The organism is Enterobacter sp. HSTU-ASh6 (genome assembly GCF_026319105.1).
Taxonomy (GTDB): Bacteria; Pseudomonadota; Gammaproteobacteria; order Enterobacterales; family Enterobacteriaceae; genus Enterobacter; species Enterobacter sichuanensis.
The window spans coordinates 86,207-101,515 of the sequence record NZ_WSPD01000001.1 but is presented as its reverse complement, the minus strand read 5'-3'; the positions used below and the strand labels follow the sequence as shown (position 1 = coordinate 101,515).

At 54.8% G+C, this 15,309-nt stretch carries 13 protein-coding genes; 3 read left to right on the top strand and 10 right to left on the bottom strand.

The window, feature by feature from the left end:
• Positions 1-49: 49 nt before the first annotated feature.
• The gene (tpx, locus tag GM298_RS00525; RefSeq protein WP_025756630.1) at positions 50-556 is read left to right on the top strand and encodes a thiol peroxidase; all 507 of its coding nucleotides are present in this window, start codon (positions 50-52) and stop codon (positions 554-556) included.
• Between the two features lie 274 nt (positions 557-830).
• Positions 831-2,039: an aldose 1-epimerase family protein gene (locus GM298_RS00520; RefSeq protein ID WP_266153263.1), complete on the top strand. Its 1,209-nt coding sequence runs from the start codon at positions 831-833 to the stop codon at positions 2,037-2,039.
• A 37-nt stretch (positions 2,040-2,076) separates the two neighbouring features.
• Here the strand turns inward: GM298_RS00520 and tyrR are convergent, their stop codons facing one another.
• The 3 genes from tyrR to GM298_RS00505 form a co-directional block, all read right to left on the bottom strand.
• Entirely contained in the window at positions 2,077-3,618 is a 1,542-nt protein-coding gene (gene tyrR, locus GM298_RS00515) for a transcriptional regulator TyrR (RefSeq protein WP_045285079.1), read from the bottom strand.
• A gap of 112 nt (positions 3,619-3,730) precedes the next feature.
• Complete coding sequence (locus GM298_RS00510) at positions 3,731-4,783, bottom strand: YcjF family protein (protein WP_047958798.1); 1,053 nt, start codon at positions 4,781-4,783, stop codon at positions 3,731-3,733.
• Entirely contained in the window at positions 4,780-6,177 is a 1,398-nt protein-coding gene (locus tag GM298_RS00505; RefSeq protein WP_025756626.1) for a YcjX family protein, read from the bottom strand. The genes GM298_RS00510 and GM298_RS00505 overlap by 4 nt, the downstream gene beginning before the upstream one ends.
• Before the next feature lie 155 nt (positions 6,178-6,332).
• Here GM298_RS00505 and GM298_RS00500 point away from each other — a divergent pair, with 155 nt between their 5' ends.
• Positions 6,333-7,343 carry a LacI family DNA-binding transcriptional regulator gene (locus GM298_RS00500; protein ID WP_025756625.1) on the top strand — a complete coding sequence of 337 codons (1,011 nt, stop codon included), beginning with the start codon at positions 6,333-6,335 and terminating at the stop codon, positions 7,341-7,343.
• Between the two features lie 32 nt (positions 7,344-7,375).
• On the opposite strand, the gene GM298_RS00495 is transcribed toward GM298_RS00500, so the two are convergent.
• The 7 genes from GM298_RS00495 to GM298_RS00465 all read right to left on the bottom strand — a co-directional run bounded on the left by GM298_RS00495 (position 7,376) and on the right by GM298_RS00465 (position 15,306).
• The gene (locus tag GM298_RS00495; RefSeq protein ID WP_266153262.1) at positions 7,376-8,290 is read right to left on the bottom strand and encodes an OmpG family monomeric porin; all 915 of its coding nucleotides are present in this window, start codon (positions 8,288-8,290) and stop codon (positions 7,376-7,378) included.
• Between the two features lie 64 nt (positions 8,291-8,354).
• Positions 8,355-9,437: an ABC transporter ATP-binding protein gene (locus tag GM298_RS00490; protein ID WP_266153259.1), complete on the bottom strand. Its 1,083-nt coding sequence runs from the start codon at positions 9,435-9,437 to the stop codon at positions 8,355-8,357.
• Positions 9,438-9,450: 13 nt separating this feature from the next.
• Positions 9,451-10,116: a beta-phosphoglucomutase gene (gene pgmB, locus GM298_RS00485; RefSeq protein ID WP_045285083.1), complete on the bottom strand. Its 666-nt coding sequence runs from the start codon at positions 10,114-10,116 to the stop codon at positions 9,451-9,453.
• The gene (locus tag GM298_RS00480) at positions 10,106-12,385 is read right to left on the bottom strand and encodes a glycoside hydrolase family 65 protein (protein WP_266153258.1); all 2,280 of its coding nucleotides are present in this window, start codon (positions 12,383-12,385) and stop codon (positions 10,106-10,108) included. Before GM298_RS00480 ends, pgmB begins: the two co-directional genes overlap by 11 nt.
• On the bottom strand, positions 12,379-13,434 hold the full coding sequence (locus GM298_RS00475) for a Gfo/Idh/MocA family protein (protein WP_407719133.1): 1,056 nt from the start codon (positions 13,432-13,434) through the stop codon (positions 12,379-12,381). The genes GM298_RS00480 and GM298_RS00475 overlap by 7 nt, the downstream gene beginning before the upstream one ends.
• Positions 13,435-13,448: 14 nt before the next feature.
• Entirely contained in the window at positions 13,449-14,237 is a 789-nt protein-coding gene (locus GM298_RS00470) for a sugar phosphate isomerase/epimerase family protein (RefSeq protein WP_025756619.1), read from the bottom strand.
• A gap of 16 nt (positions 14,238-14,253) precedes the next feature.
• Entirely contained in the window at positions 14,254-15,306 is a 1,053-nt protein-coding gene (locus GM298_RS00465) for a zinc-dependent alcohol dehydrogenase (RefSeq protein ID WP_266153256.1), read from the bottom strand.
• Positions 15,307-15,309 lie beyond the last annotated feature (3 nt).

Below are 15,309 nucleotides of genomic sequence, written 5' to 3'. Positions count from 1 at the left end.
TGGCATACACTAGCCCCGACGTTAACTATATGTAAACAGGAAGATATCTATGTCACAACTCGTTCATTTCCAGGGCAACCCGGTTGCTGTAGCAGGTTCCATTCCGCAGGCTGGCAGCAAAGCAAAGGCTTTTACTCTGGTGGCTAAAGATCTGTCTGACGTCACACTGGCTCAGTTTGCGGGTAAACGCAAAGTGCTGAACATTTTCCCAAGCATTGATACCGGCGTCTGTGCCGCATCCGTGCGTAAATTCAACCAGCTGGCGACTGAAATGGACAACACCGTTGTGCTGTGCATTTCCGCAGACCTGCCGTTTGCCCAGTCTCGTTTCTGCGGTGCTGAAGGTCTGAGCAACGTCATTACCCTCTCCACGCTGCGCAGCGCGGATTTCCTGGAGAACTACGGCGTCAGCATCGCGGAAGGCCCACTGAAAGGTCTGGCTGCACGTGCTGTACTGGTTCTTGATGAAAACGACACTGTTGTCTTTAGCGAACTGGTTAACGAAATCACCACCGAGCCGGATTACACTGCCGCGCTGGACGTGCTGAAAGCATAATAAGTCCTTAGTATTCTATACAACGTATTCTCAACCTCGCCACGGCGGGGTTTTTTATTTATTTTCAGCTGAATCGTTAAAGCTAATCTGGTCATACTTCACATTTTGAGCGCAATAATATTTTGTACATTCATCTTTTTGTGATTGCTCATACATAAAACTTGTTCTGTTATCACCTTTTATTGCGCAGTGAGACACATCACATTTCCTTTTTCGGCAAAACATTAGATTTGCTTACGAAATCAAATAATCGTTTCAGCAAAAAGGGATAAACATGAAGATAAAACTGGCTTTAACGCTTCTTGCGGTACTGGTTTCAGGTCATGCCGCGGCGAAAACCTGGGTGCTGACAAGCGCTGAAAGCAGCATAGAAAAAGGAAACTGGAAGATTTCCAGCAATGAGCTGAACGTTAAAAATCAAACGTTCAGCATTGAGCAAAAAGTCTTGCATGGCGGTAAGCAGGAAGGCAGTAAAGTCATCATTATTCGCAGCAAAGATGGCCTGACCATTGCCTTAAGCCCGACGCGTGGCATGAATCTTCTGCATGTTGAAGGCTTTGGTACCCGACTGGGGTGGAACTCACCCGTCAAAGAGGTGGTGAACCCAGCTTATATCAATTTTGAAAGTCGTAACGGTCTCGGCTGGCTGGAAGGATTCAATGAGATGATGGTCCGCTGTGGCTATGAGTGGACAGGCCATCCGGTGACGGCCGACGGTCAGATTTATACGTTGCACGGCAAGGCAGGAAATACGCCAGCATCACAGGTTGAGGTGGAAGTCGCGGATGCTGCACCGCATGAAATCCGCGTCAGGGGATTGATCAAAGAGAGCACTTTTAAAAAAGCGGATCTGCAAACCCTGACCGAACTGCGTTACGTGCCGGGCACCAACCAGTTCAGCCTGCACGATGTGTTGACCAACCATGCAGATTATCCTCACGACTATCAGATCATCTATCACAGCAACTTCGGTACGCCTGTCCTCGAGGAAGGCGCACGTTTCCTTGCCCCGGCAGCCAGCGTGAGCCCATTCAATGACTACGCCAAAGCGGGTGTTAACAACTGGCAAACCTATGCAGGGCCGACAAAAGACTTTGATGAGATGGTCTTTAACATCAAACCACTTGCGGATAATAACCATGAAACGCTCGCGGCCGTGGTCAATAAAGCCGGAGATAAAGGCGCGTCAATACAGTTTGATACCCGCCAGCTCCCCGTACTGACCTTATGGAAAAATACCGATACGCTGAAACAGGGTTACGTCACGGGGATTGAGCCGGGGACCAGCTACGCCTACCCCGTTACCATTGAACGCGAGCAGAAGCGGGTTAAGCAGCTGCAGCCTGGCGCCAGCGCGCAGTTTGATCTGACCTATACCCTGCTTCACAGCCCGCAGCAGGTGAAAGAGGTCGAAAACAGGATTGCGTCGATTCAGGGAGAGACAAAAACCGAAATCGTGACCACGCCTCTGGCGAAGGAATAAGCGGATAGTAAAAAAGCCTCTCTACAGAGGCTTTTCGTTATTCGTCACCCTTTTTGTGATTTAAACCGTACTCACGGAGCTTATTCGCAATCGCGGTGTGCGAGACACCAAGACGTTTTGCCAGCTTGCGAGTGCTGGGATAACTGCGATAAAGCTGCGTCAATACCGAACGTTCAAAGCGGCTGGTAATTTCATCCAGTGAGCCTTCCATTGCCTCTTCACCCACTGACACCGTTCCGGCGTCGTAATCCGGCAGCAGGATATCCTGCGGTCGCAGTTCATAGCCTTCCAGCTGCGTCAGCGCCCGATAAACAGCGTTTTTGAGCTGGCGAATATTTCCCGGCCAGCCGTAGCGCATCAACACCGTACCGAGGTCGGAAGAGAGCTTAGGCCGCGGAACCCCCTGCTCGTCGGCGAAACGGGCCACAAACAGCTCGGTCAACGGCATGATGTCCTGCGGACAATCGCGCAGCGGGGGAATATTCAGCGTCAGGACATTGAGACGGTAATAGAGATCTTCGCGGAAGATCCCCTTTTGCACCAGTTCGACCAGGTTTTTCTGGGTGGCACAGATGACGCGCACGTCCACATGCACTTCATGATCTTCGCCGACGCGGCGGAACGTGCCGTCGTTCAGGAAACGCAGCAGTTTGGCCTGCATACGAGGCGACATCTCACCAATCTCATCCAGCAGTACGGAACCGCCGTTAGCCTGCTCGAAGAAGCCTTTCTTCCCTTCCGGCGCATGACCAAACAGCTCGCTTTCAACGGCATCTTCCGGGATAGAGGCACAGTTCAGCGCCAGATACGGTTTTGCCGCACGCGGGCTCGCCAGGTGCACAGCGTGCGCCAGCAGATCTTTCCCGGTACCGGTATCGCCGGTAATCAGCAGCGGTGCGGTCAGGCTTGCGAGCTTGCGCGCCTGGTCAACCACATGGCGCATTTTCGGGCTGACGGCAATAATCTGGCTGAAGGCGCCGACATCCTGACTGGAGAGGTTTTGCAGCTGACGGCCCATGCGTAACGTCGATCGCAGCATGATCACCGCTCCAGTTAACACACGTGCATTCCCTTCCCCTTTCAGGTAAACCGGCGTGATCTCCATCAGGAAGTTCTGCCCGTTAATCACCACATGCTCGCTGTGCGTGTTCTGCGGATTACTGTCCAGCCAGCGCTGGAAGTTGAAGCCGGGGATCAGCTGTGCGGCGTTATGATTACTGAGCTTCTCCTGGCTCTGGGCGAAAAGCTGGCAGCTCGCGTGGTTTACGCGCTCAACTTTACTTTTTAAATCCAGGGAGAGGAACGGCTCCGGCATCGCTTCCAGTAGCGCGCTCAGTGCAAGGTGCTCACGCTCGGATGGCATCCAGGGAATGGTGCGTACATCCGTAACGCCAGCGATACGGCGGATTTCAGCCATCAGACTGCTGAATGTATTAAATTCAATTTCGGCAAAATTGAGGTAAATTCGCCCGACAGGATCGATCTCAATGCCACGTAAATCAATGCTACGTAAAACAAGAAGATCGAGTAATTCGCGGGTCAGACCGAGACGGTCTTCACAGAAGACTTCAAGACGCATGGGAAATTCACCGTTTTAAGCCAATAACATTAAAATGATATGTCAGAACACGGTAAACCGGAAGATGGCTGTCAAGAAATATTGACAGCCCGCACGCTTAGTGAACAAAACCTCACGGAGCCGGTTTTTTATTGAGCGTCTCTTTGAGCTGGCCGATCAACTCACGCCTGAAATCCCCCAGCCGGGGTTTATCGCCGTCAATCCACGGGAGCGGACGGCAGACCTCCATCGCTTTAATACCCAGGCGTGCCGTCAGAAGGCCTGCGCCGATACCCTGAGCTGCGCGAGCTGAAAGACGCGCCGCAAGATCCTGCGACATCCAGTCCATGCCCACTTCGCGGACCAGTTCACTCGCCCCGGCAAAGGCGATATTGAGCAGGACCAGCTTAAACAGTCTGATCCGACTGTAGTAACCCAGCTCTATGCCGTAAAGGTTTGCGATACGGTTGATCAGGCGCAGGTTACGCCAGGCGATAAAAGCCATATCAACCAGCGCCAGCGGGCTGACGGCAATCATCAGCGTGGATTCCGCCGCAGAGCGGCTGATTTCACGCCGCGCCTGAGCGTCCAGCACCGGCTGAACCATATGGGAGTAGAGCGTCACCACTTCCCGATCGTTCTGGGTTTCGTGAATGGCGGCATACCAGCGCTGGAGTGCCGGGTGCGACTGATCGATTCCAGCCTGGCTGGCCAGCTTTTCACAGAACACGCGGCCTTTACCGGTGCCGTGACTGTGCAGCAGATCCCGGGCCTCATCACGCTCGTGCGCGCGCTGTCGCAGACGCCAGAGCCGACGCCACTCGGTGGCAACCGATCCAACGCCCGCCCCGACAATCAGCGCGCCCGCGGCACATCCGCCGAGCGCAACCCAATCCTGGGTTTGCCAGGCATTCATCGTCCACTGTACACCCTGCCCGATCACGCTTACGCCAAACAGCGTCAGACCCGCGGTCACCATTTTACGCCACAGGCTGCGTTTCGGACGCAACGCGGCTTCCACGGCCGCCTCCGCAGGTCCTTCCTCAACGCCCGGCTCCTCCGCGAGCGCCGGGGCAAAATTATCTGCCTGCGCGCCGCTGAACGTCTGCGCCGTTTTAAACGCCTCCTGCTGCGCCTGCTCAAGCGTTCCGGTAAAGTCTATGCGCGGTTTTAACGGTTCCGTCATCGCAATTTATCTCCAATCAAAAACTCCAGCGCCGCATCCAGACGGATGTGGGGCAACGGGGTGTCGACGCTCATGGCCTGAGGGCGGAAGGCTTCAAACTGGAAGCCCTGGCTCTGCCAGAAGGCCTGGCCCGGCAGGCGCGAGGGCACTTCGCCCGGATAGACAGTAAGCGGTTCGCCGTCGCTGAGGCGATTCCCGCGTAAGGCCGGAATTTTCTCGCCGTTGAGGTCAATCAACCCGCTTTGCGTCGCCTGCACGGACGCAAGTCCCAGGCAATCCATGCTGATACCTTCAAACGCGGCGTTTTGCCAGGCATCCTGCACCAGTTGCTGCAGCAGCGATACCATATTGGCATGCTGATCGACCGTCACGTGATCGGCTTTAGTCGCCGCAAACAGCAGCTTATCGATCACCGGTGAGAACAGACGGCGAAATAACGTCCGCTGCCCGTAGTGAAAACTTTGCATCAGCTGCGTCAGCGCGAGGCGCATATCGTTGAAGGCCTGCGGCCCACTGTTAAGCGGCTGCAGACAATCCACCAGCACGATCTGACGGTCGAAGCGTAAAAAATGGTTTTTATAGAAACCCTTGACCACTTTTTCACAGTAGTAATTGTAACGTTCCCGCAGCATACCTGCGTTGGTGTGCTTGTCGGCCTGCGCCAGCTTCGCCTCTCCGGTACCGTCCACATCCGGCCACGGGAAGAACTGCAGCGCGGGTGCCCCTGCTAAATCCCCCGGCAGGACAAACCGCCCTGGCTGGATGAAATGCAGACCTTCCTGCTTACACTGATGCAGATACGCTGTCCAGGCCTCAGCAATAGCCGCCAGACGGTTTTCATCTGCTGGTGCCAGCGGATCCAGCCCTTCGCACAGCTGTCGCCACGTCGATGACCACTCTGCACGTTGCCCCTGCAACAGCCCCGTCATCTGCCGGGACCAGGTGAGGTAATCCTGCGCCAGCATCGGCAAGTCGAGCAGCCATTCGCCGGGGTAATCGACGATTTCGAGGTACAGCGTTGAGGTGTCCTTAAAGTGGCGCATCAGGGATTCATTCGAGCGGAAACGCAGCGCAAGGCGAATTTCACTGACTCCTCGTGTCGGCGTCGGCCAGCTGGGCGGATCGCCGTAGAGCTGCGCCAGCCCTTCGTCATAGGTAAACCGGGGAATACCAAAATCGCGTTGCGGAACACGCTTAACGCCCAGCAGACGCTCTTCCCGAACCGCGCCAAGCAACGGCAGGCGCGCGCCAGCGTGCAGATTCAGGAGCTGGTTTACCATCGCGGTGATAAACGCCGTCTTACCACTGCGGCTTAGCCCGGTCACCGCCAGACGCAGATGACGGTCAACGCCGCGGTTGACCAGTGAATTGAGTTCATTTTTTAGTCGCTTCATCGCCATCCTTCGTTGCCCGGAAGCCATAAATACCTTGCTTCAGAATACAATACATGGGGGCAGATCGTTGATTATCAATTCTTATTTATTGCTATTGCCGTTTTCTCTCCAGTAAGATGAACGGTATTGCTGTCAGTCCTGAGTGAGTAAGGTGTATGTCACCCACCATCTATGATATCGCACGGGTTGCGGGCGTATCGAAATCAACCGTTTCCCGCGTTCTGAATAAACAAACCAATATTTCTCCCGAAGCGCGGGACAAAGTGCTGAAGGCGATTGACGAATTAAATTATCAGCCCAATAAACTGGCCCGTGCCCTGACCTCTTCAGGTTTCGACGCCATTATGGTTATTTCTACCCGCTCAACCAAAACCACCGCCGGCAACCCTTTTTTCTCCGATATCCTTCACGCGATTACGGCAAAAGCGGAAGAAGAAGGTTTTGACGTCATTTTGCAAACGTCAAAAAGCAGTGAAGACGACCTTTTGAAATGCGTGAATAAAATAAAACAGAAGATGATCAAAGGGATCATTATGCTGAGCTCACCCGCTAATGAATCCTTTTTTACCACTCTGGATGCCTATGGCGTCCCGGTTGTGGTGATTGGCAAAGTGGAAGGGGATTATCAGAATATCTATTCCGTTGATACGGATAATTTTCATGACAGCGCCACGCTGACGGAAGCGTTTATTAAGAATGGTCGCCGCAACATTGCCTGTTTGCATGCGCCACTTGATTATCACGTGTCGATTGATCGCCTTGCAGGGTATAAAGCTAGCCTGGAGAAGCACAATATTGCGCTTAACCCGGACTGGATTATGGATGGCGGTTATACCCATGAGAGCGCGCTAACGGCGGCGCTTAAACTGTTGTCCTCACCCACGCCACCTGATGCCGTATTCGCCACTGACAGTATGAAATTGCTGAGCCTCTATCGCGCGGCGGATGAGTTAAACCTGATGATCCCGGAGCAGGTGGTGATAGCCGGATACAGTGACCCAATGCTGTCGCTTATTTTAACCCCCGCGCCTGGTGGCTTTGATATTCCCACCCGCAAACTGGGTGAAGAGAGCTGCGACCTTCTCTTCAGGCGAATTGCCGGTCGTCCCGCTCCGCAGAAAGTGCTTGTTGATACGCATTTTTTGCTGGCCGCCTCCCTGCGCTAACACCAGGGGCTGGCTGCCCCTGGTGACATCGGTCAGAACGCGTAGTTTACGCCAACCCCCGCATAGTGGAAGCGGTCGCTTTCGCCCTCATCGTGGTTTTCCCACTCATAAGCGTATTCCAGCGTCATGGACAAACCATTATTAAAGTCATACGCGTAGAGCATACCGAGTCGGTTGAAATCATGCCCTTCACGCTCAGGATCGTCCTGCCAGTCCCAGTTTGACCAGCGATCGAGCCCCAGGCGGGTATACGGCGTGAGCGTGGTCTGGCCTAATGAAATGGGCAGATAGGCACGAATTTCCTGCGTGGAAAATTCGCCGTTATTACGAGAACCGTCCATATTAAAACCACGCTCCAAATAGTAATTCACTTTTGCCGCAAAGGTTTCGTTAAGGGTCCAGGTAAAGCCGGTTTCAGTTTCGACGCGGCTGTCAGCATAGCCGGTTTTTTCCAGATCGTTGGCAAACTGATACATGGCAAACCAGCCGCCAAAACGCCAGTCGTCGGTTAATTTAATATCCCAGTCAGGCTGGATTTTATAGCGCTGCATATTCGCGCTACCGTCTTTCGCCCCGTGCACATCTTTGAAGTGGTAGCCGTAATTACGGAAACCACCGGTCAGGCCGAGGGTAAAATCATCGGTTCCGATAAAGCGATAACGTAATTCAAATTCCGGGCGATCAAAATAGGTGCCGCGAGTCATACTGCTGTAATCAACCGGCCCCTCCTGATACATGGCCAGCGAAATTGTCCACGCGTCCCAGGTGGCATTAAACCAAACGGACGGTTCATATAAGCCGTCTTTATCCTCGCCCTGCCCTTCGACGTTTTCAATTTCATACATCGCGCCAATATTAAATTCCCACTGCGTCGCTTTTTCAGTTGCCTGCGCACAGCTAACCCCTGCGCACAGAACGAGCGCAGCACTTCTTAGTAGAGTACTCATGTAATATTCCCTTTATAATTAACAAACAAAAAACCGGAAACGTGAATTTCCGGCAAACACTTTTTTATCTAATAGCCGCTTCGGTTTCCGCGTCGAAGAAATGGCACTTATTCATATCGAACTGAATACCGATATTATCCCCTGCGGCATAATCATTCGCGGCTCCTGCGCGGACAACCAGCTCATGTCCGCCGACGGTGGCATAGAGCATAAATTCCGCGCCAGTGAGTTCAGCGACGCTGACTTTCGCCGCAATGTCATCATCACGGTTCTGCAGGGTCAGGATATCTTCCGGGCGGATGCCAAACACCACCGCTTTACGCTGATACCCCGCGTTATTCAGAGCCGCAAGTATCTCCTGTGGGATTTCCAGGCGCAGGGTTTCCGTGACGAAATAACGATCGTCTAACGCGCCGCGAATAAAATTCATGGCAGGCGAGCCAATGAAACCCGCAACAAACATATTCGCCGGTTCGTTATAAACCTGCTTTGGTGCCCCCACCTGCTGAATAATGCCGTCCTTCAGGATGACGATGCGGGTGGCCATCGTCATCGCTTCCGTCTGATCGTGGGTTACGTAAATCATCGTGGTGTTGAGCTTTTGATGCAGCTTGCTGATTTCCGCTCGCATCTGCACGCGAAGCTTGGCATCGAGGTTGGATAACGGCTCATCCATCAGGAAGACACCCGCTTCACGCACAATCGCCCTGCCTAACGCCACGCGCTGGCGCTGTCCCCCCGACAATGCGACGGGTTTACGCTTCAGGTATTCACGCAAACCCAAAATCTGAGCCGCCCAGTTAACCCGTTCCTCAATGATCGCCGGGGCGATTTTTTGCATTTTCAGGCCAAACGCCATGTTGTCGTAGACCGTCATATGCGGATACAGCGCATAGTTCTGGAAAACCATGGCAATATCGCGGGATTTGGCCGGCACGTCGTTCATGCAAACGCCATCAATTACCAGTTCCCCTGCGGAGATCTCTTCCAGCCCCGCAATCATGCGCAGCGTCGTCGACTTGCCGCAACCTGACGGACCGACGAAAACGATAAACTCTTTGTCCTCTATGTCGAGATTGAAATCCTTTACCACATGAACCTGGTTATCATAGATTTTCTGGATATGTTTCAGAGACAATTGCGCCATTGTTAATTCCTTATCAATACGTCCGGGATGCCCAGAAATCGGTCAGGCATTTCCAGGTCAGTTCCCGCGTTGAATGAAGTTGTAATCCCGCATGGTGCAGGCCCGATCCAATCCCAACCGATAGCATTCCCGCGGCGTTGATCGCCTCAACGCCTGCGGGGGCATCTTCAATACCGATGGCCGATTCAGGACAAACCCCCAGACCAGCGCAGGCGGCGAGGAAGATCTCCGGGTCAGGTTTCGAACAGACAATGAGGGAGGCATCGGCACAAAAATCAAAGGCGTCCTCAATGCCGAGCGCCGTCAGTATGCGGGGCGCATTCAGGGAAACGGAGGCGAGCCCAATTTTGACCTTCGCCGCACGTATCTCCGCCAGCACCTCGCGGATGCCCGGCAGCAGCGACGCCTCGGTCAACGACGCCAGAGACGCGACGTAGAGCGCATTTTTCTTACCCGCCAGCGCCAGGCACTGTTTATCGTCGAATGCCCCCTCTTTTGAACCGTGTCGCAGGATCCGCTGCAGGGATTCCATGCGGCTAATTCCCTTCAACTCCTCGTTAAACACCTCATCGATGGCAATGCCAATCTCCTGCGCTACCGCGCGCCAGGCGAGGAAGTGCAGATGCGCGGTATCGGTGATGACGCCGTCAAGATCGAAAACAACAGCTTCAGGCTTCATGGCTGGCCTCCGTGGTAGCGGTCCCATTATCAGGCGTAAGAAAATCCCTTAAGGACAGGGCCTGCCGCTCCGTGACGCACAACATTTTTCCCCAGAGGGTTAACGTGACGGGTGCGGTGGTATCGATTGTTAGCACGTCTTTTTCAAAGGCAAAGCGCATGCGCGCGTTCCGCCAGCGCAGCGGAAATGCAAGTTTGCGCCAGTGAGCGGGCAGCTTCGGCGCAAGATGCAGTTCCCCTTCTACAATCTGCATACCGGCAAATCCCTGAATCACACCGGACCAGATCGCGCCGGTGGCGGCAGCATGAATGCCGTCGTCGCTGCTGTGGGGATCGTCCCCCAGGTCAATGGCGACACCAGCACGCCAGAAAGCATAGGCCCCTTCCGTATCGCCGCAACGGGCCGTCACAATGCCGTGAATGGCCTTGCTCAGCGAAGAGTCATGGATCGTACGGGGCTCGTAGAACGCCAGGTTGGCGGCACATTGCTGCGGCGTAAACCGTTCGGGCAACAGGTAGTTAAGCATCACAACATCGGCCTGCTTAAGGATCTGCATCTCATTCACTTCCGCGCGGGAGTAATCGAGCAGAATGGTCTGCTTCCCCGCTTTCGCTTTATAACGGCTCAAATCAATAGCCGGTTTCGCCATGAAGGTATCATCCTGTGGGATCACTCCGTCTGCATCGGCTTCCGGTAACCATAATCTCGCCAGGAACCGGGTGGCATTCTCCGTAAAACGCCCATCTTCACGCTCAAACATCGCCATAAACCGACATGCACTGGCAACGTTGTGCCAGGCCAGATAGTTGGTGTAGGCGTTATTGTTCACGTGTTCCGTGTATTCGTCCGGTCCAATCACGTCATGGATTTCCAGACGATCATTGACTTCCGTTGCGCGCCCCATCCAGAACGCGGCGGTTTCCATCAGCAACGTCAGACCTTCTTTGCGCATAAAGGCATCATCCTGCGTCGCCTGCCAGTAGGCGACCACGGCCCAGGCAATGTCCGCCACGATATGGTGTTCAGCCAGCGCGGAGGCCACCTTCTGGCGCGTGCCCGTTCGGATGTTGATGGCGGCAAACTCCGGCGTCTCTTCCTGACCACTTGCCGCACTCTCCCAGGGGAACAGCGCGCCCGGCCAGCCGTTGCGACGGGCTTTTTCCCGGGCGCCGGCCAGGTTAAGCCAGCGATAGCGCAGCAGGCTCCGGGCGACCTGCGGACGGGTAAAAAGATGGAAAGGCAGCAGGAAAATTTCCGTATCCCAGAAGACGTGGCCTTTATACCCCTCTCCCGTCAACCCTTTTGCGGCAATGCTGCTTCGCTCATCATGGGCCGGGGTCATGGCGGTCAGATGCCAGACGGCATAGTCCAGCGCCATCTGATCCTGACCTTCCGTCGAGTCCACCTCTACCCGGGCGTCGCGCCAGACTTCTTCCCAGACACAAGCAGAGCTTTCCAGCAACGCGGCATAACCCCTCGCCGCACACACTTTGAGATCCGCCAGCGCGCTGCGTGCAAACGACGCCTGCGACAGGGCTTCATCGCTGCGGTGAGCAACCCAGACAAGTTTATCCAGCGTGACAGTGTCACCTTGAGCCACCATCAATGAATAGTGCGCCAGCAACCGACGATTTTTTGCGGTGAAGCAGCTATCGCTGTTAGCAGACAGCTGACAAAACGCCGAGATGACAACCTCAGAGCCCCGGTCCTGCGTTTCATAGACACCCTGCAGGTAATGCTGGTCAAACACTCTGACCGACGCTTCATCCAGATGCTGTCTTCCGCTGTTGGTTTGCGTCGCATCAATGCCGGTGTTCAGCACGACCTGCGAGTCGGCATCAAGCGGCGTAATCGAGAATTGCATCGCCGCTAACGGCAACTGATCCAGCGAGACGAAACGGCGGCTCTCCAGACGGTAGCGTTTTCCGTTGGGCGAGCGCCAGACGACGCTGCGCCGGAGTTCGCCATTGGCAAACACCAGCTCGCGTTGCCACGTGAGGATCTCGCCTGAAAGCAGCGTAAAATTCACCCCATCCAGTTCAATATCCATACCGGTGATATCTGGCAGGTTGATCAGTTCCGTGGTCTCGTGACGACCCGCCTGATGATAAAGCCCGGCAAGATACATGCCTCTGGTTTGCCGGGTGTACTCTTCTTCATGCGTCGCCCGGATCCCCATGTAGCCATTACCGCAGGCCATGATGGAGGCGTATTTATTCAGGCTGTGGGGACAAAAGCCCGGCTCGGTTAAGACAGAGACGTTTAGCATAATGAGACGCTTTCCCCTGTTTCTGCCGACTCATACAGCGCGGCGACAAGCTGCTGGATAACCAGCCCCTGCTCTGCATCGGCGATCGTTACGGGTTCCCCCAGCACATGACGGACAAAGGCATCCATACTGCGTAAATGGCGCCGATCGTCCGCCTCTTCTCGCTGCGTGAGGGTATGTAAAACACCAGCGTCGTCGTGATAAATGTGGGCCGGGAAAAGCGTGGCCCCTGCCTTTTCACCGCAGAATGTGACGTTCATGATCGATTGCTCACGGATATTCAGCGCAAACGAGGTGTCCAGACGCAGAATGCCGCCGTTGCAAAATTCAATGGTGCCGAACAGGGCATCTTCAACGGTAAACTGAGCGGGATCCCACGTGCCAAACTGGCCGCTGCTTTTGCGGTTTCCCAGCCTTTGAAAGCTGTGCGCCGTCACCCGTTTAACCGCCGGGAACCCCAGCACGTACATCGCGGCATCCAGCATATGGATACCAATATCAATCAGCGGTCCACCGCCCTGTAACGATTTGTTGGTAAAGACGCCCCAGCCCGGCACCCCACAGCGCCGCAGCGCCTGCGCCGTGGTGAAATAAATTTCACCCAATGCGCCGTTCATCACGGCCTCACGCACCTGTTGCGTATCCAGTGCGAAACGATGGTGAAAATCATACGCCAGTACTTTTCCCGCCTTACGCGCAGCGATGCGCATCTGGTCGGCCTCTTGTGGCGTCATGGCTGGCGGTTTCTCGCACATCACATGGCAGCCGGCTTCCAGCGCTGCCATCACGTGTTCAAAGTGAAACCGGTTAGGCGAACAGACGCTCACCACATCCGGCTTAACCGCTTTAAGCATCTCCCGCACATCCTGCCAGGCAGAGGGGATGGCATGACGTTCCGCAAACGCCTGTGCCTGTTCAGGGTGGCTATCCATCACAGCCACCATCTGAACATCCCTGCGTGTGGCGTAATACGAGGCATGCACTTTTTCCGCGACCTGCCCGGCGCCAATAATGGCGACGCGCAGGCACGAAGGTGTAGAGGGACTCATCACGCTCGTCATCCTTAGCATTCACGCAAATAAGTGAGAGAGTCCTGGTACGCCTGAGCCGGGTCGTCGGCACGAACACGGCACTCATACACCACATAGCCCTGGTAATTATCCGCGCGCAGCTGATCGAACAGGCTGGCAAAATCGAGGCTACCGCTTCCCGGCTGATAACGATGATTATCGGCAATATGGACGTGACCAAGCAGATCGCGGTTGCGATGCAGCGCCTCCGTCAGTGAATCTTCTTCGATATTCATATGGTAGAAATCGCCGATGATCTGTACGTGTTTCAGCGCGTTCTCTTCGATATAACGACGCGCGTCCGCCAGGGTATTGATCATGTGATCCTGATAGCGGTTCAGGGGTTCCAGGTAAATCGTCGTTCCGGTACGCCCCGCCACCTCATCCAGCCAGCGCAGCGAAGCACTCACCGCGTTGCGGTCGCCTTCGAGGCTGCGTGGGGAGGTCATCGGTGGCAGGCGGAAGGTAAACATTCCCCAGGCTGCAGGCACGATAATGCCCTTGCCCCCTACCTCTGACAGGGCCTCCAGAATACGTTCAATCTGTGTTAACCCATTCAGCCGACGCTCTTCGATGAAGTCGCCAATCCAGCCATCGTATCCCCCACATGCTGTCGTCACCGGCAGGCCAGTGGCGTTGATCGCGGCTTTTACCTCATCAAGGTTTTCTACCAGCAGTTTGCCGTCAATTTCATAGCCATCAAAACCCATCGCTTTGATGTACTTGAACTTCTCCAGAATCGGGGTTGGGAAAAAGGCCTGGTTTTGGGTTGCGATTTTCATTGGTGCTCTCCTTAGCTTAAAAAGTGACGCCCATTTTGATGCTCAGTTCAGGATGCTGATCGACATACTGCATGTAGCTTTCAGCGCTGGTGGTAAAAGTGACAACCGGGTCGATCAGGTCCTCGCAGTTGAGATAACCGTTCATCAGCAGCTCCCAGCAGGTCTCCTCAATACGTTTGCGGTTCCAGCGCGGGTAATCCGGATTGGGTTCGCTGCAGGCGCGCGAAAAGACGATCTTCGCGTTATTGAAATGCGCTTCGCGACCGAGGTTGAAGCCTTCTGCGAACGGTTTCGCGAAGGCGACGTAGGAGATAGTGCCGCCGTAGGCGAGTCCGCGTAGCGCAGACTGCAGTGCATCAGCAAAGCCGCTGGTTTCGATGATCACATCCGCGCCCTGCTTCCCGGTCAGCTTTTTGATCTCCAGGCCGATGTCCGTACCGACTGGATTAAGGCAGTGGTCTGCCCCATGGCGGCGGGCAATCTCGCAACGGTGGGCGATAGGATCGACACCGATGACAATTGACGCGCCGGCTTTTTTCGCCAGTTGGATCGCAATCTGGCCAATGGCCCCAAGCCCGACCACGACCACAAAATCCCCGACCCGGACGTTGGCATCGCGCACGCCGCTCATGGCGAACTGTGCCGGATCGTAGCAAACGGCGTTTTTCCAGGACGCGCCCTGCTGCATTTTACGCAGCTTGTAGTTATTGACCGCGTTAACAATGACCGTCTCCTGCAGCGGACCATAGCAGCAGACGCTGTCGCCTGGCTGGTATTCCGTCACGTCAGCACCACATTCAATAATGTCGCCAACAATCATATTGCCCAGCTGGAACTTACCGAATTCGATCCCGCGGGCAGCACCGGGTTCACGCGGCGTGAACATCTGCCACTCCGCGTTGAACTCTTCATCAATAAACGGGCTTGCCGCGCGGAAATCCACAACTTCGGTGCCGTGCTTCGGTGCGCCAAAGCGGGCACGAATTTTCACTTCATGGACAGCAACCGGACGATCTTCATACTCCACCAGCGCCGCCAAACGAGGCGCCGTTGCAACTAACTTTTTCATGAC